At 52.9% G+C, this 26,236-nt stretch carries 27 protein-coding genes and 2 tRNA genes; 5 read left to right on the top strand and 24 right to left on the bottom strand.

Features of this window, described 5'->3' with window-relative positions:
- Window positions 1–32: 32 nt before the first annotated feature.
- The 15 genes from nlpI to rlmE all read right to left on the bottom strand — a co-directional run bounded on the left by nlpI (window position 33) and on the right by rlmE (window position 15,931).
- Complete coding sequence (gene nlpI / locus CMR03_RS10360; protein ID WP_063878163.1) at window positions 33–917, bottom strand: lipoprotein NlpI; 885 nt, start codon at window positions 915–917, stop codon at window positions 33–35.
- Window positions 918–1,046: 129 nt separating this feature from the next.
- Window positions 1,047–3,176 (bottom strand): polyribonucleotide nucleotidyltransferase, encoded by a 2,130-nt coding sequence (gene pnp, locus CMR03_RS10355; protein WP_096011465.1) that lies wholly within the window; start codon window positions 3,174–3,176, stop codon window positions 1,047–1,049.
- Between the two features lie 306 nt (window positions 3,177–3,482).
- A complete protein-coding gene (gene rpsO / locus CMR03_RS10350) occupies window positions 3,483–3,752 on the bottom strand; it encodes a 30S ribosomal protein S15 (protein WP_006121766.1) in 270 nt (89 codons plus the stop codon).
- A gap of 123 nt (window positions 3,753–3,875) precedes the next feature.
- Complete coding sequence (gene truB, locus CMR03_RS10345) at window positions 3,876–4,820, bottom strand: tRNA pseudouridine(55) synthase TruB (protein ID WP_096011464.1); 945 nt, start codon at window positions 4,818–4,820, stop codon at window positions 3,876–3,878.
- Window positions 4,820–5,227, bottom strand: a complete 408-nt coding sequence (gene rbfA / locus CMR03_RS10340; RefSeq protein WP_063878160.1) for a 30S ribosome-binding factor RbfA — start codon at window positions 5,225–5,227, stop codon at window positions 4,820–4,822. Before rbfA ends, truB begins: the two co-directional genes overlap by 1 nt.
- Window positions 5,228–5,293: 66 nt before the next feature.
- On the bottom strand, window positions 5,294–7,978 hold the full coding sequence (gene infB, locus CMR03_RS10335) for a translation initiation factor IF-2 (RefSeq protein WP_096011463.1): 2,685 nt from the start codon (window positions 7,976–7,978) through the stop codon (window positions 5,294–5,296).
- A gap of 17 nt (window positions 7,979–7,995) precedes the next feature.
- A complete protein-coding gene (gene nusA / locus CMR03_RS10330; RefSeq protein ID WP_063878158.1) occupies window positions 7,996–9,483 on the bottom strand; it encodes a transcription termination factor NusA in 1,488 nt (495 codons plus the stop codon).
- 24 nt (window positions 9,484–9,507) lie between these two features.
- Window positions 9,508–9,960 (bottom strand): ribosome maturation factor RimP, encoded by a 453-nt coding sequence (gene rimP, locus CMR03_RS10325; RefSeq protein ID WP_006121761.1) that lies wholly within the window; start codon window positions 9,958–9,960, stop codon window positions 9,508–9,510.
- A 211-nt stretch (window positions 9,961–10,171) separates the two neighbouring features.
- Window positions 10,172–10,248 (bottom strand) — tRNA-Met (locus CMR03_RS10320).
- A gap of 59 nt (window positions 10,249–10,307) precedes the next feature.
- Window positions 10,308–10,394 (bottom strand) — tRNA-Leu (locus CMR03_RS10315).
- Window positions 10,395–10,450: 56 nt separating this feature from the next.
- Entirely contained in the window at window positions 10,451–10,786 is a 336-nt protein-coding gene (gene secG, locus CMR03_RS10310; protein ID WP_063878157.1) for a preprotein translocase subunit SecG, read from the bottom strand.
- Between the two features lie 218 nt (window positions 10,787–11,004).
- Entirely contained in the window at window positions 11,005–12,339 is a 1,335-nt protein-coding gene (gene glmM, locus CMR03_RS10305) for a phosphoglucosamine mutase (protein WP_063878156.1), read from the bottom strand.
- A gap of 6 nt (window positions 12,340–12,345) precedes the next feature.
- Window positions 12,346–13,179, bottom strand: coding sequence for a dihydropteroate synthase (gene folP, locus CMR03_RS10300; RefSeq protein WP_063878155.1), 834 nt, complete (start codon window positions 13,177–13,179; stop codon window positions 12,346–12,348).
- 80 nt (window positions 13,180–13,259) lie between these two features.
- Window positions 13,260–15,188 (bottom strand): ATP-dependent zinc metalloprotease FtsH, encoded by a 1,929-nt coding sequence (ftsH, locus tag CMR03_RS10295; RefSeq protein WP_063878154.1) that lies wholly within the window; start codon window positions 15,186–15,188, stop codon window positions 13,260–13,262.
- 113 nt (window positions 15,189–15,301) lie between these two features.
- Window positions 15,302–15,931 (bottom strand): 23S rRNA (uridine(2552)-2'-O)-methyltransferase RlmE, encoded by a 630-nt coding sequence (gene rlmE / locus CMR03_RS10290; RefSeq protein WP_096011537.1) that lies wholly within the window; start codon window positions 15,929–15,931, stop codon window positions 15,302–15,304.
- Window positions 15,932–16,057: 126 nt separating this feature from the next.
- On the opposite strand from rlmE, the gene yhbY reads away from it, so the two are divergent.
- Window positions 16,058–16,351: a ribosome assembly RNA-binding protein YhbY gene (yhbY, locus tag CMR03_RS10285; protein ID WP_063878153.1), complete on the top strand. Its 294-nt coding sequence runs from the start codon at window positions 16,058–16,060 to the stop codon at window positions 16,349–16,351.
- Window positions 16,352–16,457: 106 nt separating this feature from the next.
- Here yhbY and greA read toward each other — a convergent pair whose 3' ends face one another.
- Complete coding sequence (greA, locus tag CMR03_RS10280; protein WP_096011462.1) at window positions 16,458–16,934, bottom strand: transcription elongation factor GreA; 477 nt, start codon at window positions 16,932–16,934, stop codon at window positions 16,458–16,460.
- Window positions 16,935–17,180: 246 nt separating this feature from the next.
- Between greA and dacB the strand changes: the two genes are divergently transcribed.
- On the top strand, window positions 17,181–18,614 hold the full coding sequence (gene dacB, locus CMR03_RS10275) for a serine-type D-Ala-D-Ala carboxypeptidase (RefSeq protein WP_096011536.1): 1,434 nt from the start codon (window positions 17,181–17,183) through the stop codon (window positions 18,612–18,614).
- A 380-nt stretch (window positions 18,615–18,994) separates the two neighbouring features.
- A complete protein-coding gene (locus CMR03_RS25220) occupies window positions 18,995–19,168 on the top strand; it encodes a hotdog family protein (protein WP_158086998.1) in 174 nt (57 codons plus the stop codon).
- 48 nt (window positions 19,169–19,216) lie between these two features.
- Here CMR03_RS25220 and cgtA read toward each other — a convergent pair whose 3' ends face one another.
- The 3 genes from cgtA to rplU all read right to left on the bottom strand — a co-directional run bounded on the left by cgtA (window position 19,217) and on the right by rplU (window position 21,215).
- Complete coding sequence (gene cgtA, locus CMR03_RS10270) at window positions 19,217–20,389, bottom strand: Obg family GTPase CgtA (RefSeq protein ID WP_063878151.1); 1,173 nt, start codon at window positions 20,387–20,389, stop codon at window positions 19,217–19,219.
- A 241-nt stretch (window positions 20,390–20,630) separates the two neighbouring features.
- Window positions 20,631–20,888, bottom strand: coding sequence for a 50S ribosomal protein L27 (gene rpmA / locus CMR03_RS10265; protein WP_063878150.1), 258 nt, complete (start codon window positions 20,886–20,888; stop codon window positions 20,631–20,633).
- Between the two features lie 15 nt (window positions 20,889–20,903).
- The gene (gene rplU, locus CMR03_RS10260; RefSeq protein WP_013024339.1) at window positions 20,904–21,215 is read right to left on the bottom strand and encodes a 50S ribosomal protein L21; all 312 of its coding nucleotides are present in this window, start codon (window positions 21,213–21,215) and stop codon (window positions 20,904–20,906) included.
- A 255-nt stretch (window positions 21,216–21,470) separates the two neighbouring features.
- Between rplU and ispB the strand changes: the two genes are divergently transcribed.
- Together ispB and CMR03_RS10250 are read left to right on the top strand one after the other, a co-directional pair.
- A complete protein-coding gene (gene ispB / locus CMR03_RS10255; RefSeq protein ID WP_063878149.1) occupies window positions 21,471–22,442 on the top strand; it encodes an octaprenyl diphosphate synthase in 972 nt (323 codons plus the stop codon).
- A gap of 225 nt (window positions 22,443–22,667) precedes the next feature.
- Complete coding sequence (locus CMR03_RS10250) at window positions 22,668–22,949, top strand: helix-turn-helix domain-containing protein (RefSeq protein ID WP_063878148.1); 282 nt, start codon at window positions 22,668–22,670, stop codon at window positions 22,947–22,949.
- Between the two features lie 79 nt (window positions 22,950–23,028).
- Here CMR03_RS10250 and murA read toward each other — a convergent pair whose 3' ends face one another.
- From murA to mlaD, 5 genes are all read right to left on the bottom strand, one after another.
- Entirely contained in the window at window positions 23,029–24,288 is a 1,260-nt protein-coding gene (murA, locus tag CMR03_RS10245) for a UDP-N-acetylglucosamine 1-carboxyvinyltransferase (protein ID WP_063878147.1), read from the bottom strand.
- A gap of 65 nt (window positions 24,289–24,353) precedes the next feature.
- Window positions 24,354–24,611, bottom strand: coding sequence for a BolA family iron metabolism protein IbaG (gene ibaG, locus CMR03_RS10240; RefSeq protein ID WP_063878146.1), 258 nt, complete (start codon window positions 24,609–24,611; stop codon window positions 24,354–24,356).
- 122 nt (window positions 24,612–24,733) lie between these two features.
- On the bottom strand, window positions 24,734–25,030 hold the full coding sequence (gene mlaB, locus CMR03_RS10235) for a lipid asymmetry maintenance protein MlaB (protein ID WP_063878145.1): 297 nt from the start codon (window positions 25,028–25,030) through the stop codon (window positions 24,734–24,736).
- Window positions 25,030–25,662 carry a phospholipid-binding protein MlaC gene (gene mlaC, locus CMR03_RS10230; RefSeq protein WP_063878144.1) on the bottom strand — a complete coding sequence of 211 codons (633 nt, stop codon included), beginning with the start codon at window positions 25,660–25,662 and terminating at the stop codon, window positions 25,030–25,032. Before mlaC ends, mlaB begins: the two co-directional genes overlap by 1 nt.
- Before the next feature lie 16 nt (window positions 25,663–25,678).
- Window positions 25,679–26,233 (bottom strand): outer membrane lipid asymmetry maintenance protein MlaD, encoded by a 555-nt coding sequence (gene mlaD, locus CMR03_RS10225; protein ID WP_063881084.1) that lies wholly within the window; start codon window positions 26,231–26,233, stop codon window positions 25,679–25,681.
- Between the last annotated feature and the right edge of the window lie 3 nt (window positions 26,234–26,236).

Genomic DNA, 26,236 nt, shown 5'->3' with positions numbered 1-26,236 from the left:
TGACAGGTTTTACAGGCAAAAAAGTTCGTCAGCTATTGCTGGTCAGATTCTGATAAATCGTCTTGTGCCTGGCCGAGTTGCGCCAGTTCCAACAATGCGTATCGGTGTTCAACAAAGTTATTAACGTTGTTGGCGACCGCCAGTTTGAACAACGCTTCTGCGTTGTCCTTCTCCCCCAGACTTAGGTAATACTTACCTAAATAGAAGTTGGTTTCACTGAGATGTTCAGCGAGCGAGGTGTTATCCGTTGCGTCCGCCTTGAGACGTTCCATCAGTGTTGCTTCGCTGATGTCGCCAAGGTAGAACTCGACAATATTCCATCCCCATTGGTCCTTGACCGCTTTGTCGTAACGCTGCTTGAGCGCCACTTTCGCTTTGTCTGCATCCATCTTGCTTTCGACAAGGTAGAGCCACAAGCTGCGGAAAGGATCGTTAGGATCGTCTTGATAAAACGCCAGCAGATCATCTTGCGCTAACTTGTATCGACCACCGTAATAGAGGGCGATACCACGATTTAAATGCGCATAGTTGTAAGTTGGATCAAGCTCAAGTACAGAATCAAACGCTTCATAGGCGGCATCAAAGTTGCCCGCCTGCGTTAAGTATATACCAAGATAGTTAAACACCTCTGGCATATCTGGTCTTATAGACAGCGCTTGCGAAAAATCGTTCCGCGCTAATGCCCTAAGACCCAAACTATCATACAACACTCCGCGCTCATATAACAGCTGTGCGCGTTCATCATCGGTAAGGGCTCGACTGGCAAGAATTTGTTCCATGCGAGCCAGAATCACTTCCTGTTGCAGTGTGGGCTGTAAAGGTACTGCAAGAACTTCGTTCTTACGCCAATTGGAGTTGCTGCATCCTGCCAGCGTCAAAGCTGTCGCAACAAAACACCAGCGCAAAAAAGGCTTCATTTCCCACTCCCGAATACAAACATTGGGACAACCATCCTGTTATCCGCCTGCTGTGCACAAGGATTCCCGCCCTCGCGATGACACAAAAGCCTCTCCCTGCCAGGCAAGGAGAGGCAAATCAGGAAAGACTTATTCAGCGTCAGGTGTGCTCTCAGCTGCAACAGCTTCAGGCTTGGTTTCTGTCGCTTCTTTGATGCTCAGACGTACACGGCCCTGGCGATCGACTTCCATCACCTTAACCGGCACTTCCTGACCCATCTGCAGATAGTCAGTCACTTTCTCAACACGCTTGTCTGCAATTTGAGAAATATGCACCAGACCTTCTTTACCGCCGCCGATAGCGACGAAGGCTCCGAAGTCTACGATGCGGGTGACTTTACCGCTATAGACACGGCCCACTTCGATTTCTGCGGTGATTTCTTCGATACGGCGAATAGCTTCTTTCGCTTTCAGACCGTCGGTCGCTGCGATTTTCACGGTACCGTCATCTTCGATTTCGATGGTTGTACCGGTTTCTTCGGTCAGCGCACGGATCACAGAACCGCCTTTACCAATCACATCTTTGATCTTGTCGGAACTGATCTTAATGGTGTAAATACGTGGCGCGAACTCAGAAATTTCCTGACGCGGGGTGCTGATAGCCTGCTCCATGACGCCCAGAATGTGCAGACGTGCACCTTTGGCCTGGTTCAGCGCAACCTGCATGATTTCGCGGGTGATGCCTTCGATTTTAATGTCCATCTGCAGCGCGGTGATACCTTCACGGCTACCGGCGACTTTAAAGTCCATATCGCCCAGGTGGTCTTCGTCACCCAGGATGTCGGACAGGACAACAAACTTGTCGTCTTCTTTTACCAGGCCCATCGCGATACCCGCAACAGATGCCTTGATTGGCACACCTGCATCCATCAGCGCCAGAGAGGCACCACAGACCGAGGCCATAGAAGAAGAACCGTTAGATTCGGTGATTTCAGAAACCACGCGAACGGTATACGGGAAATCTTCGGCTTTTGGCATCACAGCCAGCACGCCGCGTTTCGCCAGACGACCGTGACCAATTTCACGACGCTTAGGCGAACCCACCATACCGGTCTCACCGACAGAGTACGGAGGGAAGTTGTAGTGGAACAGGAAGCTGTCGGTACGTTCGCCCATCAGCTCATCCAGGTTCTGCGCATCGCGGGTCGTACCCAGGGTAGCAGTAACCAGCGCCTGCGTTTCACCACGGGTGAACAGGGCTGAACCGTGAGTACGCGGCAGCACGCCGGTGCGCACGTCCAGACCACGGATCATGTCTTTCTCACGACCATCGATACGTGGCTCGCCGTTCAGAATGCGGGTACGGACAACCGTCTTTTCCAGGCTGTGAACGATGTCGCCGATTTCGGCCGCATCCAGTGATTCATCTTCCGCCAGCAACGCAGCAATGGTTTCGTCTTTAATGACGCCAACCTGAGCATAACGTTCTTGCTTGTCAGTGATACGGTACGCATCGCTGATACGTGTTTCGGCAAGCGCCGCAACGCGTGAAATCAGTGCAGTATTCGCCTGCTCTGGCTGCCAGTCCCAACGCGGTTTGCCCGCTTCGGCGACCAGTGAATTGATGTTTTCAATCACAATCTGCTGTTGATCGTGGCCGAACACCACTGCGCCCAACATTTGTTCTTCAGACAGGATTTCTGCTTCAGATTCCACCATCAGAACGGCGTTCTGCGTACCGGCAACGACCAGATCCAGACGTGAGGTTTTCAGCTCATCCGCGGTTGGGTTCAGTACGTACTGGTCATTGATATAACCAACGCGCGCTGCACCGATTGGGCCGTTGAACGGAAGGCCTGACAGCGCCAGCGCTGCAGAGGCACCGATCATGGCAACGATGTCTGGGTGAACCTGTGGGTTTACCGACACAACCGTGGCGATAACCTGCACTTCGTTAACGAAACCTTCCGGGAACAGTGGACGCACAGGACGGTCGATCAGACGTGAAATCAGGGTTTCGCCTTCGCTTGGACGACCTTCACGACGGAAGAAGCTGCCTGGGATACGACCAGCAGCGTAAGTACGCTCCTGATAGTTCACGGTCAGTGGGAAAAAGTCCTGGCCTGGTTTGGCTTTTTTCTGACCAACCACGGTGACAAATACTGCGGTATCGTCCATGCTCACCATAACAGCGGCAGTCGCCTGGCGAGCCATCATGCCGGTTTCCAGCGTGACGGTATGTTGACCATATTGGAATTTGCGTACGATCGGATTAAGCAAAATCAAAGTCCTTAACATCGGGGCAGTGCTATATTGAGCCTGCCATTGATTACCGATCCTCGTTGCATCCTCGCGACTAATGACAACCCTTAACCGCCCCTGCGGTAAAAGCCTCTCATTAGCCGCGCGAACCTCTGCAAACAAAGATCACACCCAACAACAATACATGAGTTTGCTCAGGATTGCTGCGCATTGCTCGAAAAAAGGGGCCATAAAGGCCCCCTTTTCATGAAACTCGCACAAATCTGATCGCCAGTCGGGTTTTTAGCACACGTGAGTGGCATCCCTGACGACCCGATTTTAAGACTAGCGACGCAGACCGAGACTTTCGATCAGGCTGCTGTAGCGTGCAACGTCTTTACGCTTCAGGTAGTCCAGCAGCTTACGACGCTGAGATACCATGCGCAGAAGACCGCGGCGGCTGTGGTGGTCTTTCTTGTGCTCAGAGAAGTGACCCTGCAGATGGCTGATCTGCGCGGTCAACAGGGCAACCTGAACTTCGGTTGAACCGCTGTCGTTAGCACCACGACCATATTTAGCAACGATCTCTGCTTTAGCTTCTACGCTTAGAGACATAATAAACTCCAGTTAAATGAATGTATGGGCGCCGATCTCTAATTCAGCATCCCGCTTTAAAGCCGCGCCATTCTACTCTTCGCTTCAGGGCAACGCAAATGCCCAACGCGGAAAGCGCACAACTTAATTCTGATACTCAACCACTAAACGTCGGGGAGCAATGCGGCCATCCTCGGCAATTTCTGCCATGCCGATAAATTTGCCCTCTTCACCTTCGGTGACGCGCACGAGGCCCTGAGCCGGTGCCTGACTGGCGTGAACCGGTTGGCCCTGTTTAAAGTATGCGGCCACATCAGAGGACACGTTTACCGCCGGGAAATCTGACGCGGGGCTGTCCATTGGCAAAAGCAGCAGATCAAGATGCTGCGCCAGATCCTCACCCGTCTCGTTAGCGTTGTGCTGGAGCGCCTGCAACTGTTCCAGCGTCACCATTCTCTCAAACGGATAGCGTGCCACCTGCATCCGGCGCAGCATGATGACGTGCGCACCGCAGCCCAGCTTCTCGCCCAAATCGTCAATAATGGTGCGGATGTAGGTACCTTTGGAACAGTGGATTTCCAGTTCCAGCTCATCGCCCTGCCAGCGAATAAACTGCAGGTCATAAACGGTAATCGGACGCGGCTCACGCTCAATGGTGATGCCTTCGCGCGCGTATTCGTACAGTTTTCTGCCCTGATGTTTCAATGCAGAAAACATCGACGGCACCTGCATGATATCACCGCGAAAACCCTCCAGCGCCGTATCCAGCGCAGCCTGGGTAAAGTCCACCGGACGGGTTTGCACCAGGTTACCGTCAGCATCCGAGGTATCGGTGCGCTCACCCAGACGGGCAATCACGCGATAACGCTTATCGGAGTCCAGCAGATACTGAGAAAATTTGGTGGCTTCGCCCAGGCAGATAGGCAACATGCCGGTTGCCAGCGGATCGAGCGCCCCGGTATGTCCTGCACGGTTAGCGTTAAAAATGCGCTTTACCTTTTGCAGGACATCATTGGATGACATCCCTTGTGGCTTATCCAGCAATAAAACGCCATGGACGTCGCGACCGCGACGACGAGGACGACTCATTACGCCTCCTCGTTATCGTCCGTGGACTCAGGACCACGACGCTCAACGTCTTTTTTCACCACGTTGGTGACGAGGTTTGACATGCGCATGCCTTCAACCAGCGAGTTGTCGTAGAAGAAGGTCAGCTCCGGCACGATACGCAGGCGCATGGCTTTACCCAACAGCGTACGGATATAACCCGAGGCTTCTTTTAACGCTTTCAGGCCATTTTGTACGGCTTCTTCATCTTTATCATTGAGGAAGGTGACAAACACTTTGGCGTAAGCGAGGTCACGTGATACCTCAACGCCAGAAACGGTGACCATCATGCCAAGACGTGGATCTTTAATCTCACGCTGCAGGATCATGGCAACCTCTTTTTGCAGCTCTTGTGAGACACGCTGCGGACGGCCAAATTCTTTCGCCATTTTTTATTTCTCCCAAATAATTCGGGAGGCCAGCGGCCTCCCAAATTGCATCATCAACGCCAGGACTTAAGCGATGGTGCGTTTAACTTCAATCACTTCGAAGACTTCGATCATATCGCCGACACGAACGTCATTATAGTTCTTCACGCCGATACCACACTCCATGCCGTTACGCACTTCGTTGACGTCATCTTTAAAGCGACGCAGTGATTCCAGTTCGCCTTCGTAAATCACCACGTTATCGCGCAGTACACGGATTGGGTTATGACGTTTGATGTTACCTTCCGTCACCATACAACCTGCCACTGCACCAAATTTCGGTGATTTGAACACGTCGCGCACTTCAGCCAGACCGATGATCTGCTGTTTGTACTCTGGTGCCAGCATACCGCTCATCGCCGCTTTCACTTCGTCAATCAGGTTATAGATGACGGAGTAGTAACGCAGATCCAGGCTTTCCGCATCAACTACGCGGCGCGCAGAGGCGTCAGCACGGACGTTGAAGCCCAGCAGGATGGCGTTGGATGCTGCTGCCAGCGTGGCGTCGGTTTCGGTGATTCCACCTACGCCTGAACCCACAATCTTCACCTTCACTTCGTCGGTGGAGAGTTTCAGCAGGGAGTCGGAGATCGCTTCCACAGAACCCTGAACGTCCGCTTTGAGCACGATGTTCAGTTCGGACACTTCGCCTTCGGTCATGTTCGCAAACATGTTTTCCAGCTTAGATTTCTGCTGACGAGCCAGCTTAACTTCACGGAATTTGCCCTGACGATACAAAGCCACTTCACGTGCTTTCTTCTCGTCACGAACCACGGTTGCTTCATCACCCGCTGCCGGTACACCTGACAGGCCAAGGATCTCAACCGGGATAGACGGACCCGCTTCCATTACTTCACGACCCAGTTCGTCACGCATCGCACGGACACGGCCGTATTCGAAGCCGCACAGAACGATGTCGCCTTTGTTCAACGTACCTTCGCGTACCAGCACGGTAGCAACCGGACCACGACCTTTGTCGAGGAACGATTCAATGACCACACCGCTCGCCATACCTTCACGGATAGCGGTCAGCTCAAGCACTTCTGCCTGCAGCAGGATAGCGTTCAACAGATCGTCAATACCGGTACCGGCTTTCGCAGAGACGTTAACGAACATGTTTTCGCCGCCCCACTCTTCCGGGATGATCCCGTACTGAGTCAGCTCGTTTTTAACACGATCTGGATCGGCTTCTGGCTTATCGCACTTGTTGACTGCAACCACCACCGGCACTTTCGCCGCTTTGGCGTGCTGGATAGCTTCAACGGTCTGTGGCATAACGCCATCGTCCGCAGCAACGACCAGGATAACGATATCCGTTGCCTGCGCACCACGGGCACGCATTGCGGTAAACGCGGCGTGGCCCGGAGTATCCAGGAAGGTTACCATGCCGTTATCAGTTTCGACGTGATAGGCACCGATGTGCTGCGTGATACCGCCCGCTTCGCCAGAGGCGATTTTGGTGGAGCGGATATAGTCCAGCAGCGAGGTTTTACCGTGGTCAACGTGGCCCATGATGGTCACGACCGGCGCACGAGATTCCTGTGCGGCATCGGTATCACGATCGTCCATTACCGCTTCTTCCAGCTCGTTTTCACGACGAAGGGTCACTTTGTGGCCCATTTCTTCGGCAACCAGCTGTGCGGTTTCCTGGTCGATAACCTGATTGATGGTCGCCATAGCGCCCATCTTCATCATCGCTTTGATGACCAGTGAACCTTTGACGGCCATTTTGTTAGCCAGTTCGGCAACGGTGATGGTTTCGCCAATGATGACATCACGGTTAACCGCCTGCGCTGGCTTGTTAAAGCCCTGCTGCAGTGCGCTTGGTTTGCGATGCTTGCCGCCTTTACCGCCGCGAACCTGCGCACGCGCTTCTTCACGGTCAGTTTTGGCTTCTGAATGTTTGTTGCCTTTTTTAACCGGACGCGCGGCTTTTGCACTGCGCGTGCGGGCACGGCCGGCTTCCACCTGACGATCGTTCTCGTCTTCGGCCTGGCGGGCATGCGTAGAGGTGGTGACGTGATAGTCGCCCTTGTCCTCTTCTTCAGGCTTTTCCCATTCAGCCGCTTTTTCTACGGCTAAACGGCGGGCTTCTTCCGCAGCGAGGCGGGCAGCCTCTTCCAGCTTACGGCGCGCTTCTTCTTCCGCTTTACGCTTCAGTTCGGCGGCTTCGGCTTCACGACGTGCTTTATCGGACTGCGCGGCCTTGGTCACTTCGTCGGTAGGTTGATTAGTCACTTTCTCATTTTCCGCTGCTGCACGCTTAGCCTTTTCAGCGGCTTCGCGCTTGGCTTTCTCTTCGGCTTCACGTTGCGCTTTCTGTTCCGCTTCACGACGCGCTTGTTCAGCGGCCTCGCGTTGCGCCTGCTCTTCCGCTTCACGCTGCGCCTCGGCTTCTGCTTCTGCCTGAGCTTGCTCAGACTCTGCATCGCCTTTTACGTACGTACGCTTTTTGCGGACTTCGATTTGCACCGACTTACTTTTACCCCCGGTGCCAGGAATATTCAAGGTGCTACGCGTTTTGCGCTGCAATGTCAGTTTGCCTGAACCGGCCTGACCATGCTTCAGGTGAGACAGTAAGGTTTCTTTCTCGTGCTGGGTCACCGCATCATTTTCAGACTTTGGGATCCCCGCATCAGCAAACTGCTGTACCAGGCGATCGACCGAGGTCTGAATTTCTGCTGCCAGCGATTTTACGGTTACATCTGTCATGCTGTTCCTTCCTGTTATTACGCGTCATCGCCGAACCAGCAGATATTGCGTGCGGCCATAATCAGCGCGCCAGCTTGCTCATCAGTCAGCCCTTCAATATCCGTCAGATCGTCAACACCTTGCTCTGCGAGATCTTCCAGCGTGCAAACGCCTTTGGATGCCAGGCGGAAAGCCAGTGCACGATCCAGACCCTCAAGATTCAAGAGGTCTTCAGCGGGTTCCTGATTACCAAGGCTCTCTTCTTTTGCCAGTGCCAGGGTGGTTAACGCATTTTTTGCTCGTTCACGTAGGGCTTCAATGGTCTCTTCGTCGAGGCCGTCAATTTCCAACAGCTCGTTGATAGGCACATAGGCCATTTCTTCCAACGTTGAGAAGCCCTCTTCCACCAGAATGGTGGCGAACTCTTCGTCGATGTCGAGATGCTTCGTGAACATATCGATTGCTGCATGGGCTTCAGCCTGATGCTTAGCCTGCAGATCATCGACGGTCATCACGTTCAGCTCCCAGCCACTCAGCTGTGAAGCCAGACGCACGTTTTGGCCATTACGGCCGATCGCCTGGGCCAGATTGCCAGCCTCAACAGCGATATCCATCGTGTGGTTATCTTCATCAACCACGATTGACGCCACATCAGCCGGGGCCATGGCGTTAATAACAAACTGTGCTGGGTTATCGTCCCACAGCACGATATCGATACGCTCGCCGCCCAGTTCACTGGACACAGCCTGAACACGCGCACCGCGCATGCCGACGCAGGCACCGACCGGATCGATACGTTTATCGTTGGTTTTTACTGCAATTTTTGCACGTGAACCCGGATCGCGGGCCGCGGCTTTAATTTCAAGCACTTCTTCGCCAATTTCTGGCACCTCAATGCGGAACAGTTCGATCAGCATTTCAGGTTTAGAACGCGTCACAAACAGCTGCGCGCCACGGGCTTCAGGACGTACTGCATACAGTACACCGCGAATACGGTCGCCTGGGCGAAAGTTTTCGCGTGGCAGCATGTCTTCACGCAGGATCACGGCTTCAGCATTGTTGCCCAGATCCAGCGAGATGTTGTCACGGTTCACTTTCTTCACCACACCGGTGATGATTTCGCCTTCCTGCTCGCGGAACTGATCCACCACCATTGCACGCTCGGCTTCACGTACTTTTTGTACGATAACCTGCTTCGCCGTCTGGGTCGTGATACGGTCAAACGTAACGGATTCAATCTGGTCTTCTACGTATTCGCCCAGATTGAGAGACTCGTCTTCGTAGCGAGCCGCATCCAGCGTGATCTCGCGCGTTGGCTGCGTAACCTGATCGACGATCTCCCAACGGCGGAAGGTATCGAAGTCGCCGCTTTTACGGTCGATGCTGACGCGTACGTCAATTTCCTGCTCGTACTTTTTCTTGGTCGCAGTCGCCAGCGCGCTCTCCAGCGCTTCGAAGATTTTCTCACGCGGCAGGGCTTTTTCGTTAGAAACGGCTTCTACAACAGCTAAGATCTCTTTGTTCATCCTGGTTGGCCTCAATCCGGACTTTTAAAAGTGGGGGACCAGGTTCGCTTTCTGAATATTACTCAGCGCGAACACCTCGTCGTTACCCTCAACGTTTACCGTTATCATCTCACCCTCAACAGACTTGATGATTCCCTGCCATTTACGGCGGTTTTGAACGGCCATACGCAGCACCAGGCTCACCTCATCGCCGGTAAAGCGTGCATAATGTTCTGCAGTGAACAGAGGACGATCGAGCCCCGGTGAGGACACTTCAAGGTGGTAAGGCACCGTGATGGGATCTTCCACATCCATCACCGCACTCACCTGGTGGCTGACGTCCGCGCAATCGTCAACATTGATGCCATCTTCACTATCAATATAGATGCGCAGGGTTGATGTGCGACCACGAACGAATTCAATTCCGACCAGTTCGTAGCCGAGCGCTTCTACCGGAGCAGATACCAACTCTGTCAATTTTTGCTCTAATGTGGACAAGCCCACCCCCAAGACATAAAAAAAGGGCCTATAGCCCAGTATTACGATTCGCTAATAACAAAAAACCCCGAATATTCGGGGCTTTTTATCACTGGACCCTGTATGCCGCATTGCGGCCCGGACGCCCATCCAAAAGAATTTTTTTCAAAATTCGCTGCTTATGCGCCCGTCGATGCACACAGTATATTTGAAAAAGAACTCTAAGGGAAAGTGGTTGCGGGGGCCGGATTTGAACCGACGACCTTCGGGTTATGAGCCCGACGAGCTACCAGGCTGCTCCACCCCGCGTCCGAAAACGTGGCGAATATTACGCCGAACATGCATAAAATGCAAGTAATACTAAGATTTGGTACCGAGGACGGGACTTGAACCCGTAAGCCCTTTCGAGCACTACCACCTCAAGGTAGCGTGTCTACCAATTTCACCACCTCGGTACTGCACTGACTGCGACGCTGTTCTGCCGCTTTAGTTTGACGCTATTTTACTGCTATTAGTGCGGGATATCATTGCCCGGCGTAGCCGGTTTAGCTGGCTGAGTCTGCTGTTGAGACTGAGCTGGCGCAGTGAGGTTTTCCCACTCGCTTCCTTTGGAGATCTTATTGCTGTTCAGATTACCCAGAATCAAGCTGATCACGAAAAACAGCGTAGCCAGAACTGCAGTCATGCGAGTCATAAAGTTACCCGACCCGTTTGAACCAAACAGCGTGCCAGACGCGCCTGCACCAAATGATGCTCCCATATCAGCGCCTTTGCCTTGCTGCAGCATAATAAGACCCACAAGGCCAATTGCTACAATAAGGAAAACAACTAACAGAGCTTCGTACATAATCAACCTGTTTCCTTGCGCGTAATCCGCACAGTTAAAGCTTCAACCAATATGACGGGGAGTGTGTTCATCACCCATCAGAAGCGGGTGTGAATACTAACCAATGGCGCATACCTCTGCAAGTGCAATTTAGCTGTCACAGGCTGATTGCAGAAAAAAGCGCCAGTGCGATGATTTTACAGGCAGGAACAGGCTGCTGCGCCTGCCTGTCACGCGCGTCAGACGGCTTTGACCGCATCGGCAATCTGGTTAGCCAGTGCCGTCACCTGGGCGGCATCCTCACCTTCGACCATCACGCGGATTAAGGGTTCGGTACCGGATTTACGCAGCAGCACGCGCCCTTTTCCAGCCAGCGCTTTTTCTACGTCCTGCGCTACCGCTTTTACGGCATCGCTTTCCAGGGGATCGTGCTCACCGGCAAAGCGCACATTGACCAGTACCTGAGGCAGCATCTTCATTCCGGTGCACAGGTCATGCAGGCTCATATGATTACGTACCATAGCAGTGAGCACTTGCAAACTTGCCACAATGCCGTCGCCGGTGGCGATTTTATCCAGCAGAATCACGTGGCCTGAGTTTTCAGCGCCCAGCCGCCAGCCTTTTTCCTGGAGTTTTTCGAGCACATAGCGGTCGCCCACTTTGGCACGCACAAAGGGAATGCCCAGCTGCTTCAGGGCCAGTTCCAGCCCCATGTTGCTCATCAGCGTTCCCACGACACCGCCGCGCAACTGCCCCTGGCGCAGACCTTCGCGGGCAATGATATACAGAATCTGATCGCCATCTACTTTCTCGCCGAGATGGTCAACCATCATAATGCGATCGCCGTCACCATCGTAAGCCAGACCAATGTCTGCTTTCTCAGCCAGTACACGCTGTTGCAGCATTTTCAGATCGGTTGCGCCACACGCTTTATTGATGTTCATGCCGTCAGGCTGCACACCGATCGCAATCACCGTTGCGCCAAGTTCACGCAGTACGTTAGGTGCGATGTGATAGGTTGCGCCGTTAGCGCAGTCCACCACAATTTTCAGGCCATTCAGACTGAGCTCGCTGGGGAAGGTGCCTTTACAAAATTCAATGTAACGTCCGGCGGCATCCACGATACGACTGGCGCGGCCCAGCAGGGCTGATTCAACACAGGTCAGCGGCTTTTCCATTTCCAGCTCAATCGCTTCTTCCACATCGTCAGGCAACTTGGTGCCTTCGGCAGAGAAGAACTTAATGCCGTTATCATCAAACGGATTATGGGACGCTGAAATCACGATACCGGCTTCGGCACGGAACGTTCGGGTCAGATAGGCAATGGCAGGCGTCGGCATCGGGCCGGTAAACGCAGCAGATAAGCCTGCCGCAGCCAGGCCAGCTTCCAGCGCAGATTCCAGCATATAGCCAGAAATACGCGTGTCTTTACCTATAATAATTTTTTTCGAACCGTGGCGTGCCAGAACTTTCCCTGCGGCCCAGCCAAGTTTCAGAACAAAATCAGGGGTGATAGGTGACTCACCCACTTTGCCGCGAATCCCATCTGTACCAAAATATTTACGATTACTCATGCTCTGTCATCCTTTAGCTCTTTGTGTCGCTTCGACCACGCGCATCGCTTCGACCGTTTCTTTCACATCGTGAACGCGAATAATGTGTGCCCCCTGCATGGCGGCAATAACTGCACAGGCCAGGCTGCCGGTCAGACGCTGACCTGGCCCCACGTTCAGCAGTTGACCAATCATCGACTTACGCGACATACCAACCAGCAATGGCCGACCAAAATGGTGGAAATCGCTGAGGCGGGCCAACAGCTCATAATTGTGGCTGAGATTCTTACCGAATCCGAAGCCCGGGTCGAGCAGCAGATTCTCTTTTTTTATTCCGGCCGCCTCGCAGCGGGCCAGTTGCTCGACGAAGAACGCATCCACGTCGTTGACGATATTCTGATAAGCCGGTGCCTGCTGCATGGTTCGTGGCTCGCCCTTCATGTGCATCAGGCACACAGGCAAGCCTGTCGCGGCAGCGGCGGCCAGCGCCCCCGGCTCGGATAAAGAGCGAACATCATTGATAATGTGAGCGCCCACTCTGGCGGCTTCCGTGATGACCTCAGCCTTAGACGTGTCGACCGAAATCCACACTTCAAAACGTTGAGCGATCGCTTCGACCACCGGGATCACCCGCTCAAGCTCCTCGTCAACACTGACCTCATCCGCGCCGGGACGCGTGGATTCGCCACCGACGTCAATAATGGTTGCGCCGGCATTGACCATTTCATTGGTATGCGTGAGCGCGTCGACCAGCGCGTTATGTTTACCACCATCGGAAAAAGAGTCCGGCGTGACATTCAGAATGCCCATCACATGTGGAAATGACAAATCGAGATGGGAATCACGGGCGAACAATTTCATGGTGAAAAACTCCTTGTGGCGCAATGTATAGATGTAAAAAACCCCGGACCAGCCGGGGTTTTATTAAAAGACGTGGCGTCTTATTTGTCTAACTGTTCTGACATGGTGTTGCCTGGGTTTGGCGTACGCGGTTCATCGACCGGACGCGGTGCCTTTGGCGTGCCATTACTGTCAGAATTGCTGCTGCCGGGATCTTCCCAGCCCGCTGGCGGACGCACTTCCCGGCGTGCCATCAGGTCGTCGATCTGCGGTGCATCAATGGTTTCATACTTCATCAGCGCGTCTTTCATCGCATGAAGGATGTCCAGATTTTCACCCAGGATATGACGCGCACGCTGATAGTTAGTATCGATCAGATGTTTCACTTCCTGGTCGATAATACGGGCGGTTTCATCGGACATATGCTTGGCTTTCGCCACGGAGCGACCAAGGAAAACCTCACCCTCTTCTTCTGCGTACAGCAATGGACCCAGTTTTTCAGAGAAGCCCCACTGGGTCACCATGTTACGTGCCAGATTGGTCGCCACTTTGATGTCGTTCGATGCGCCCGTTGAGACATGCTCTACACCGTAGATAATCTCTTCTGCCAGACGACCGCCGTACAGCGTTGAAATCTGGCTTTCCAGTTTCTGACGGCTGGCGCTAATTGCGTCGCCTTCAGGCAGGAAGAAGGTCACACCTAATGCACGACCACGCGGGATAATCGTCACTTTGTGCACCGGATCGTGTTCCGGCACCAGGCGACCAATAATGGCGTGACCGGCTTCGTGATAAGCCGTGGACTCTTTCTGCGCTTCCGTCATCACCATGGAACGACGCTCTGCACCCATCATGATCTTGTCTTTGGCTTTTTCAAACTCAACCATCGACACTACACGTTTGTTGCTACGCGCAGCGAACAGCGCCGCTTCGTTGACCAGGTTAGCCAGATCGGCACCTGAGAAGCCCGGCGTACCGCGAGCGATGATTGCCGCGTCGATATCAGTTGCTAACGGCACACGGCGCATGTGCACTTTCAAAATCTGCTCACGACCACGAACGTCTGGCAAGCCAACCACAACCTGACGGTCAAAGCGACCCGGACGCAGCAGCGCAGGGTCAAGAACGTCTGGACGGTTGGTTGCGGCAATAACAATGATGCCTTCGTTACCTTCAAAACCATCCATCTCAACCAGCATCTGGTTCAGGGTCTGCTCACGTTCATCGTGACCGCCACCTAAACCGGCGCCACGCTGACGACCGACAGCATCGATTTCATCGATAAAGATAATGCAGGGTGCCGCTTTCTTCGCCTGTTCAAACATGTCGCGCACACGAGATGCACCCACACCGACGAACATTTCAACAAAGTCAGAGCCCGAAATGGTAAAGAAGGGCACTTTCGCTTCACCCGCAATGGCTTTCGCCAGCAAGGTTTTACCGGTACCCGGCGGGCCAACCATCAGCACGCCTTTAGGAATTTTACCACCCAGCTTCTGGAAACGGCTCGGCTCACGCAGGTATTCAACCAGCTCGCTGACTTCCTCTTTCGCTTCGTCACAGCCTGCAACGTCAGCAAAAGTGGTTTTAATCTGATCTTCCGTCAGCATGCGGGCTTTGCTTTTACCAAAGGACATTGCGCCTTTGCCACCGCCGCCCTGCATTTGACGCATGAAGAAAATCCACACACCAATCAGCAGTAACATTGGGAACCATGAGATGAAGATAGACGCCAGCAGACTGGGTTCTTCCGGTGGTTCACCAACCACTTTCACGTTCTTGGTCAACAGGTTATCGAGTAACTTGGGGTCATTGACAGGAATGTAAGTGGTGTATTTATTGCTGTCTTTTTTGATAACGTTAATTTCACGCCCGTTAATACGTGCCTCGCGGACCTGATCCTGGTTCACTTCCGACAGGAAGGTTGAATAATCAACCCTACGGCCATTCGACTCGCTGGGCCCAAAGCTCTGGAAGACCGACATCAGCACGACCGCGATGACTAGCCAGAGAATCAGGTTTTTCGCCATGTCACTCAAGGGATTAACCTCATATTACAACGGTGTTAACAGATAGCGTAGGGTACTATAGATCCTTCGCACATGGAATCGCAGCAGGAATGCCGGGTTATCCATTACGTTGGTTACAGTTTAAGCCCAGTCGCCACAATATAAACTTCACGTGAACGTGAACGTGAAGCGTCAGGCTTACGTATTTTCACTTTCGTAAACAGGGAGCGAATTTCCCGCAGGTATTCATCAAAGCCATCTCCCTGGAACACTTTCACTACAAAACTACCGCCGGGAGCCAAAATGTCACGACACATCTCCAACGCCAGCTCCACCAAATACATCGACCGGGGAATATCTACGGCAGGTGTACCACTCATATTCGGTGCCATATCAGACATGACGACCTGGACTTTTTGATCGCCCACACGTTCAAGTAACGCTTTGATCACCGATTCTTCACGAAAATCACCTTGAAGGAAATCGACACCAACAATAGGGTCCATCGGCAGAATATCACAAGCAATAACGCGGCCTTTGGTCCCCATTTGCTGTACCACATATTGTGACCAGCCACCGGGTGCAGCACCCAGATCTACCACGGTCATACCGGGTTTGAAAAGCTTGTCACCCTGCTGTATTTCATCAAGTTTAAACCAGGCGCGCGAACGCAACCCTTTTTTCTGTGCCTGGAGCACGTATTTATCGCTAAAGTGTTCCTGTAGCCAGCGGCTGGAGCTGGCTGAACGCTTTTTACCGGTCATAAAATTTCCAACTAAATCGTCATCGTAGCGATAAATCTGCACGCGATAGGCTGCGTCGATTTGGCGATATACCCGAGATGGCGGTAGAATGAACCGTTTTCAATCCCCGAGTAAGTAAATAATACGATGAATCTAAGTACCAAACAAAAACAGCACCTCAAAGGCCTCGCCCATCCGCTCAAGCCAGTTGTCATGCTCGGAGGCAATGGCCTGACCGAAGGTGTACTGGCTGAGATTGAACAAGCGCTGGAACATCACGAATTGATCAAGGTGAAAATTGCCGCTGAAGAACGTGAAACCAGGCAGTTGATCGTTGAAGCCATTGTACGTGAGACCCGTGCCAGCAACGTTCAGGTTATTGGCAAAATGCTGGTGCTGTATCGCCCCGCTAAAGAGAGCAAGATTTCTCTGCCACGTTAAGTGGGCAAAGAAAGTGCCATGCTCTTACATGGGATAAAAGGCCGCAGCGCGGCCTTTTTCCTTTCTTTACATTGTACGGCAACCCTTTTCAGACAGTTGCACCCTGTCAGATGTATTCCACCTTCAGGATTTCGTACTCAACATCACCGCCTGGCGTTTTGATAATCACAACGTCATCGGCTTCTTTACCCACCAGACCACGTGCCATCGGCGAGTTAACAGAAATCAGATTTTGTTTAAAGTCTGCCTCATCATCACCCACGATGCGATAAGTGAACTCTTCATCGGTGTCCACATTCAGGATGCTAACCGTTGCGCCAAAAATCACGCGGCCGGTTTTCGGCATCTGAGTCACATCAATCACTTGTGCATTGGAGAGTTTGGCTTCAATCTCCTGAATGCGTCCCTCACAGAACCCCTGTTCTTCACGCGCAGCATGGTATTCGGCGTTCTCTTTCAAATCGCCGTGCTCGCGGGCCTCCGCAATGGAGGCAATAATGCGCGGGCGCTTCACCGTTTTCAGCTCATGCAGCTCTTCGCGCAGCCTTTCAGCGCCTCTTAACGTCATCGGAATCTGGTTCATTTTAGCTCCTCGTCATCATTCCTGTTTCACGGTGCATCCTGACCGGTGACTGCAGAAAAAAGCGTTCTGCGGCGCAAGACCTCGTTTTGCAAATAAAAGAATACTGACCCGGAAAGTGTTCCAGGCCAGAAAAGGTTTTGCAATTTGATACGTATTTTAACCCAGAGTTCCCTGCGGGTCATCGTTTACTTTCCACCGTCCTGGGACGTAGTATTGTCGCCTTCACCTGTCAGTTACCGCGAGATTATGCGATTTTCACGACTTGTTACCGGATTAACCTGTGCTTTTATGCTGCAGGCACAAGCAGCGCCAGTTGATGAATACATGCAGTATCTGCCAGATGGTGCCAATCTGGCTTTGCTGGTGCAAAAAGTGGGCGCATCAACGCCAATTATTGATTACCACGGGAAACAGATGGCACTTCCCGCCAGTACCATGAAAGTGATTACCGCCCTGGCGGCTTTACTGGAACTGGGCGGTGATTACCGTTTTCAAACGACCTTTGAAACCAAAGGCGCGCTGGTCGATGGCACGCTTAATGGTGATTTAGTTGCCCGGTTTGCTGGCGACCCGACACTCGGCCGCCAGGATCTGCGTAATATGGTCGCGGCGTTAAAAAAACAAGGCATCACGCACATCAAAGGTAATCTGGTCATTGATACCTCGGTGTTTGCCAGCCATGACGCCGCACCGGGCTGGCCGTGGAACGACATGACCCAGTGCTTTAGTGCACCGCCTGCCGCAGCCATTGTGGATAAAAACTGCTTCTCGGTTTCGCTCTACAGTGCTGAGAAGGCAGGCGAAAATGCCTTTATCCGCATTGCGTCCTATTACCCGGCGCACATGCTGAGCCAGGTACGCACGATTGGGCGCAACAGTGGCGAAGGGCAATACTGCGAGCTGGACGTCGTTCCGGGAGAGTTGAACCGCTACACCTTAACCGGCTGTATGCGTCAGCGCAGCGATCCGCTTCCTTTGGCCTTTGCGGTTCAGGATGGCGCAGCCTGGGCAGGCGAGATCCTGAAAGCTGAATTGCGTTCTGCTGGTATTGATTACAGCGGCCATCTGTTGCGCCAGACGCAGGTGACCGAGCCGGGTACAGTGCTGGCTTCTACGCAATCGGCACCGCTGCATACGCTGTTGCACACCATGTTGAAGAAGTCCGATAATATGATTGCCGACACGGTTTTTCGTACTATCGGCCACCATTACTTCAACGTGCCCGGCACCTTCCGTGCGGGATCAGACGCGGTTCGTCGCGTCCTGCGTGAAAAGGCCAATATTGATTTAGGTAACAGCATCCAGGTGGATGGTTCGGGCCTGTCACGCCACGATCTGATCTCCCCCGCCACCATGATGCAGGTCCTGCAATATATTGCACAGAACGACAGCAAACTGGACTATATCTCGATGCTGCCGCTGGCCGGACACGATGGCACGCTGCAGTACCGTGGCGGCCTGCATGAAGCAGGACTGGATGGCAAAGTGTCGGCAAAAACCGGTTCGCTACAAGGTGTTTACAACCTCGCAGGCTTTATCACCACTTCCAGCGGGGCGCGTGTGGCGTTCGTGCAGTTCCTGTCGGGATACGCGGTTCCGCCTGAAGATCAGCGCACGCGCCGTATTCCACTGGTGCGTTTTGAAAGCCGACTTTATCGCGATATTAATAAGAATTACTGATTCATACTGATAAAACGCAGCGGACAATTCATCCGCTGCGTTTTTATTGTCGATTGACACTGGGTGTTTACGCGTACATGCCGGTGCATCCCGACCCGTTCGAGCTATTGGTAGTCTTGCCATCTCCAGGTGGCGTTGTGGTCGCATTATCCCCTCGCTCTGTTTTACCTTCACGGAGTAGCACTCGTCCAGTCGCCAATCCGCGCCAGACGCGCGCCGAAAAATCATTAATCTTATTTAAGTTAATAAGTGAGTAAAGACAGGCTTTTTTCGCTGCCGGACACGGCAACCCTTTGACCAACTGCATGGCGGAGCCTCGATGAGGTTAGCCGCAACCCGGGCTTCTGTGGCAGGTTATCTGGCAGCAGAGGAGCAGCCGCGTGGCGGGCGTGGGAAGTGAATACCAGCCATCAGCGCGCCGTTTCAGGTGGTCGGCTGCGCGCCATTTGCATGTGGGTAAACGCAGTCCGCCGTGGCAGATTGAGATTCATAACGAACAGGATCGATTAGGCTGTAGCGCAGGATTTACGCGGGCGGTGCTGGCGGAGTGCTGAAATAAATCTGCCCCCGTTCCGGCGGAAAGGGGGGCAGTTATAAGAGGTTTAGCGCTGGTAGATGATTTCGACGCCTTCGTCGTCATCCTCATCCCAGTCGTCATCCCACTCTTCGTCTTCTTCAACCGTTGCCGTTTCAATGGCTTCTTTGTGGTAATCATCCCACATGAACTCCACTTTCTCCGGCTGTTTTTCTTCAACGTCAGCTTCTTTCGGGTTGGCGTTGATAAAGCTCATCACATCCCAGCACAGGTCAGTGACGCCCTGACGGCTGGCGGCAGAGATAAGATAGTATTTATCTTCCCAACCCAGCGCCTCGGCAATGGCTTTTGCGCGCGCCTGGGCTTCTTCGTCGTCGATCAGATCGACTTTGTTAAACACCAGCCAGCGCGGTTTGTTAAACAGCTTATCGCTGTATTTTTCCAGCTCACCCAGAATAATACGGGCGTTTTCAACCGGATCGCTCTCGTCAATGGGAGCAATATCGATCAGGTGCAGCAGGACGCGGCAGCGTTCGAGGTGCTTCAGGAAGCGAATGCCTAAACCTGCGCCTTCGGCCGCGCCTTCAATCAGGCCGGGGATATCTGCGATAACAAAGCTCTGCTCGCTATCCATACGCACGACGCCAAGGCTTGGCACCAGGGTGGTAAAGGGATAGTCCGCCACTTTTGGCTTGGCAGCAGAAACGGCACGAATAAAGGTCGACTTACCGGCATTAGGTAAACCCAACATGCCCACATCAGCCAGCAGCATCAGCTCCAGCTGCAGATCGCGTTTCTCACCGGGCGTGCCCATAGTTTTTTGACGCGGACTGCGGTTAACCGAGGATTTAAAACGGGTATTTCCCAGGCCATGCCAGCCACCTTTGGCTACCATCAACGTCTGCTGGTGACGCGTCATATCGCCCAGTGTTTCGCCAGTTCCCTGGTCGATAACGCGGGTGCCTACCGGTACTTTAACGGTGATATCTTTACCACGCTTACCGGTACAGTCACGACTCTGACCATTCTGCCCACGCTCAGCGCGGAAAGATTTTTCGAAACGATAATCGATCAGCGTGTTGAGGTTTTCGTCAGCAACCAAAAATACGTCGCCACCATCACCACCATCACCACCGTCCGGGCCGCCCCTCGGGATATATTTTTCGCGGCGGAAACTGACACAACCATTACCGCCATCACCTGCGACGACCAAAATTGTCGCTTCATCAACAAACTTCATTTTCTTTCTCCGTCACACAATCGTCTGCAATACGCTGCAGACGGGTCCGCCAGGGTCTTCTGCGTGACCAGCGGCGGATAAATCAAAACTGGCTTACGCCAGCGTGTACATAAAGTGTACAGCAATCTTTCAGGCGATGTCGCCTGTCGGGCAATGGGTCGCAGAATGTAAAAAGCCCCGCAAGAGTTGCGGGGCCTTCAATTCGTGCGTTCAGACGTGAAACGTCTGCGTCACGACAACCTTACTCAGCAACGATGCTGATATATTTACGGTTGTTCGGACCTTTAACTTCGAATTTTACTTTGCCGTCTGTAGTAGCAAACAGAGTGTGGTCACGACCACAGCCTACATTGTTACCCGCGTGGAATTTGGTTCCGCGCTGACGAACGATGATGCTACCTGCCAGGACAGATTCGCCACCGAAACGTTTTACACCCAGACGTTTTGCATTGGAGTCACGACCATTTCGAGTCGAACCACCAGCCTTTTTATGTGCCATTTGTCAGATCTCCTCTTACGCCGTGATACCAGTGATTTTCACATCAGTGAACCACTGGCGATGGCCTGCTTGCTTACGGTAGTGCTTACGACGACGAAACTTAACGATCTTAATTTTCTCGCCACGACCATGAGCAACAACTTCTGCCTTGATCACACCGCCTGAAACCAGTGGCGCGCCGATTTTCACGTCTTCGCCATTTGCAATCATCAGAACCTGGTCAAACTCGATGGTTTCACCGGTTGCGATGTCCAGCTTTTCCAGGCGAACGGTCTGACCTTCGCTTACTCGGTGTTGTTTACCACCACTTTGGAAAACCGCGTACATATAAAACTCCGCTTCTGCGCTTGCCTTTCAGTTCATCAGGCGGCGCGCTAAATATTCACAATAGGGCGCGAATTCTACGCAAAACTCCAACAGAAGACAAGAGCACTTTGCACACTCTTGCAGAAAAAAAACACAGGCTCAATGCAAACGTTTCTCAACCTGAAAATTCAAGTACAATCAGTAACAGATTACTGAACGCTGGCTGGGTAAAACCGCTTACCATGGCAGAGAAACGAGTCATAGCTGAAAAGACGAATGAACTTAGAACAGATTAACGAATTAACCGCACAGGACATGGCTGCCGTTAACCAGACCATACTCGACCAGCTGAATTCAGATGTCTCGCTCATCAACCAGCTGGGCTATTACATCATCAGTGGTGGCGGTAAACGCATCCGTCCCATGATTGCCGTGCTGTCAGCACGCGCCATGGGCTATCAGGGCGATCTACACGTCACCAATGCGGCGCTGATCGAATTTATCCACACCGCCACGCTTCTGCATGACGATGTCGTGGATGAATCCGATATGCGCCGTGGCAAGGCCACCGCGAACGCTGCATTTGGCAATGCAGCCAGCGTGCTGGTTGGTGATTTTATCTATACTCGCGCCTTCCAGATGATGACCAGCATGGGTTCGCTGCGCATCCTGGCGCTGATGTCTGAAGCGGTGAACGTCATCGCTGAAGGTGAAGTGCTCCAGCTGATGAACGTCAACGATCCTGACATCACGGAAGAGAGCTATATGCGGGTGATCTACAGTAAAACCGCGCGCTTATTTGAAGCGGCCTCTCAGGCATCGGCAATTTTAGCGGAGGCAACGCCGGCGCAGGAAAAAGCGCTGCAGGATTATGGGCGCTATCTGGGAACGGCTTTCCAGTTAATTGATGATTTACTGGATTACAGCGCGGACGGGGAAACCCTGGGGAAAAATACCGGCGACGATCTCAGCGAAGGTAAACCCACCCTGCCCCTGCTTCATGCGATGAACAATGGATCGCCTGAGCAGTCGAAAATGATCCGTGATGCTATTGAACAGGGTAATGGCCGCCATTTACTGGCACCGGTTCTGGAAGCCATGAATCAGTGTGGCTCACTGGAATGGACGCGTAAGCGTGCTGAACAGGAGGCCGATAAAGCCATTGAAGCCTTGCAGATTCTGCCAGAAACGCCGTGGCGCTCGGCCCTGGAGTCACTGGCGCACATGTCGGTACAACGCGATTTCTGATCCCTGACGGAGCCGCCCTGGCTCCGTTGCTCTCCCCCTTTCTCCGCCCTTGCATGCGTTACGCGCCTTTTGCGTCAGGCCGCTCAGTTCTGTCTGCTTGCCTAAATATTACTGGAATCTTATGGAAATTCTCTGATATAAAAACCCATAAATTTCCAGATAGTATTTAAATAAGTTATCACCACTCGCGTGTGACTTACTGACAAGGACAAGGAGAAAAAGGTTATGCAGAACAGGACTGAGGACTGGCATCCTGCCGATATTATTGCCGCGCTTCGTAAACGCGGTACCACACTTGCGGCGCTTTCACGTCAGTCAGGACTAAGCTCATCAACCCTGGCCAACGCGCTTTCGCGCCCCTGGCCTAAAGGCGAATGGCTGATTGCCGATGCGATCAATGTCCATCCGTCCGAGATATGGCCAAGCCGTTATTACGATCCTGAAACCCATTGTTTGCTGGATCGCAAAAAACGTGTGCGATCGACAGATAACGAAGCCAATAACTAACGTAACGCGATCTGAGGATGAAAAAAAACCAGCCGTGTTTCAAGGCTGGTTTTATCCGCGTGAAGCAGCGAACTTATTCTTATTCGCCGCTGATGCGCTCGATATTCGCGCCCATCGCTTTCAGCTTATCTTCAATGTGCTCATAGCCGCGGTCAATGTGGTAAATGCGATCGACCAGCGTAGTGCCTTCCGCAATACAACCTGCCAGCACCAGGCTGGCTGAGGCGCGAAGATCCGTAGCCATGACTTGTGCCCCTGATAAGGTTTCCACACCATGACAGATTGCGGTATTGCTCTCAATTTCTGCGTGCCCGCCCATACGAATCAGCTCAGGAATGTGCATAAAGCGGTTTTCGAAAATGGTTTCGGTGATAAGTCCCGTCCCTTCGGCCACCAGATTCAGCAACGTAAACTGCGCCTGCATATCGGTCGGGAAACCCGGATGGGGAGCCGTACGCACGTTGACCGCTTTAGGGCGTTTGCCGTGCATATCCAGGCTGATCCAGTCTTCACCGGTTTCAATGTCTGCACCGGCATCGCGCAGCTTAGCGAGCACCGCATCCAGCGTATCGGGCTGGGCGTTACGACACAGAACCTTGCCACCGGAAATCGCTGCCGCGACCAGGAAGGTGCCGGTTTCAATGCGGTCTGGTAGCACGCGATAAACGCCGCCACCCAGGCGCTCAACGCCCTCGATGGTAATTTTATCGGTACCTGCGCCACTGATTTTTGCGCCCAGCGTGTTCAGGAAGTTAGCCGTATCCACAATTTCAGGTTCACGTGCCGCATTCTCAATCACGGTGGTGCCGGTCGCCAGCGTCGCTGCGCTCATAATGGTAACGGTCGCGCCCACGCTGACTTTATCCATCACGATCAGCGCGCCTTTCAGGCGGCCATTGACTGAGGCTTTGACATAACCTTCTTCCAGCTTAATCTCTGCACCTAACTGCTCCAGGCCCGTAATGTGCAGGTCAACCGGACGCGCGCCGATGGCGCAGCCGCCAGGCAGTGACACTTCGCCCTGACCAAAACGCGCCACCAGCGGACCCAGCGCCCAGATTGAAGCGCGCATGGTTCTTACCAGTTCATAAGGCGCGCAAAAAACGTCTACGCCGCTGGCATCGACGTGTACAGAACCGTTGCGCTCAACTTTGGCACCCAGCTGTGTCAACAGCTTCATGGTCGTGTCGATGTCACGCAGCTTTGGCACATTCGTGATCTCGACCGGCTCTTCAGCCAGTAAAGCAGCAAACAGAATGGGCAGAGCGGCGTTCTTCGCGCCGGAAATGGTCACTTCACCACTTAAGCGGGTGGGGCCTTGCACACGAAATTTATCCATTAACACGGTTCTCAATTAACTGGCTAGTAAACGGTCACGCTCAGATCGAGCGGCCCCGGAGGGAATCAAAAACCGTTAAGTTTACGGTCACGTGCCCACTCAGCAGGCGTGTAAGTTTTGATGGAGACCGCGTGAATGCGGTTGTCCGCAATAAATTCCATCAGCGGCGCATACACAGCCTGCTGCTTCTTAACGCGGCTTAACTCACCAAACAACTCGCCCACGGCGATCACCTGAAAATGGCTGCCATCATTGCTGATGACATGAACTTCTTCTAAGGGCAGCGCTGCCATCAGCACGGCCTGAATCTCACTGTTTTCCATCGCTCTTAACTTCACTTAATAATAATAAGGCTGACATAGTAGAGGAAAGTGCCTGATTCTTAAATACGCAAAAGCCCCTGTACAGGACCGGGGCTTTTGCGCGAAAGGCGAATTCAGGCGCTTTAATCCGCAGAAACAATAATTTGTTGCAGGTTGTAAAGGGTGATCAATGACTGCAGTTTGTCGCCAATGCCAACAAAGCGCAGCGTGCCTCCCTGCTGCGAGGCAATCTCCCGCAGGTGCACCAGCAACGCAAGCCCCGATGAATCCACCCTTTCCAGGGCGGAGACATCGATCAATTCGACCGCCTTAACCAGCGTTTCACGCTGCTCCCACAGGCTCAGCAGCGTGTCATGGTCCAGCTCGCCTTCCAGCCGCAGCGTATTTGCCTCGCGGGACCAGTGCAGTGATGCCTGCATTATTTGTTTTGATCCAGGGTGATCGGCTGTTTCGCTGAAGATTCCAACTGGGCAGTCAGCGCATCAATGCCTTTCGTACGTAACAGATCGCCCCACTCATTCTGTTTGGTGGTGATCATGCTCACGCCTTCCGCGATCATATCAAAAGCCTGCCAGTTGCCGGTCTGGCTGTTTTTACGCCACTGGAAATCCAGACGCACAGGCGGACGGCCCTGAGGATCGATAATGGTTACGCGGATAGCGAGGATATTCGTATTGCCAATCGGCTTCTCAGGTTCAATCTGATAAGTCTGGCCGTGATAAAGCGCCAGCGCCTGGCCATAAGCCTGCGCCAGATAGTCACCAAACGCCTTAAAGTAGGCTTCACGCTGCGCCGGTGTGGCATCGCGGTAGAAACGGCCCAGCACTAACGCGCCGGCATACTTGATTTGCACATAAGGCAGCAGCTCCTGACGGACGATCTCACGCAGATAGTTAGGGTCCTGCTTGATTTTCGGCTGCTCATTCTTCAGGCGGGTAAACGTCTTGTTTGCCGCTTCATTCATCAGTTTATAAGGATTACTTTGATCGGCCGCAGTCGCAGCCAGTGGCGCGACCACCAGCATGGCAATCATCAGAAAACGTTTAAACATCATGTTATCCCTCTATTTAAGGTTGAGCTGCTGCTGCCGGTGCGGCCACGTCGCCGCCCTGCGCATCCTTACTGTCACTGGTTTGCTTGTTGCCTTTGTTGTCGCCGCTTTTATACAGGAACTGGCCAATCAAATCCTCCAGCACCATCGCCGACTTGGTATCACGTATCGTGCCGCCATCGTTCAACATTGACGACCCCAGTTCGGGATCGTCAAAACCGATATTTAACGACAGGAATTGCTCGCCCAGTAAACCCTGAGTACGGATCGCCAGCGAGCTGGTATCCGGGATCTGGTTGGCGTATTTGTCACTGATCGCCATCGTAACGCGCGGCAGTAACGTTTTAGGTTCAAGATCAATATCCGTTACACGGCCAATCACCACACCACCGATTTTCACCGGCGAACTGGCTTTCAGGCCGCCGATATTATCGAAGGTGGCATACAGTTTCCAGGTTGGTTCCGTCCCCAGAGATTTGAGATCTGCCACGCGCAGGCAGAGAAACAGCACGGCAATCAGTGCCATGATCATAAACACGCCAACCCAAATTTCGCTTTTTTTGCTTTGCATCGC

Origin of the sequence: Pantoea allii, from assembly GCF_002307475.1 — a bacterium.
In the GTDB taxonomy this organism is placed as follows: domain Bacteria; phylum Pseudomonadota; class Gammaproteobacteria; order Enterobacterales; family Enterobacteriaceae; genus Pantoea; species Pantoea allii.
This window is presented reverse-complemented; position numbering and strand designations above follow the sequence as displayed.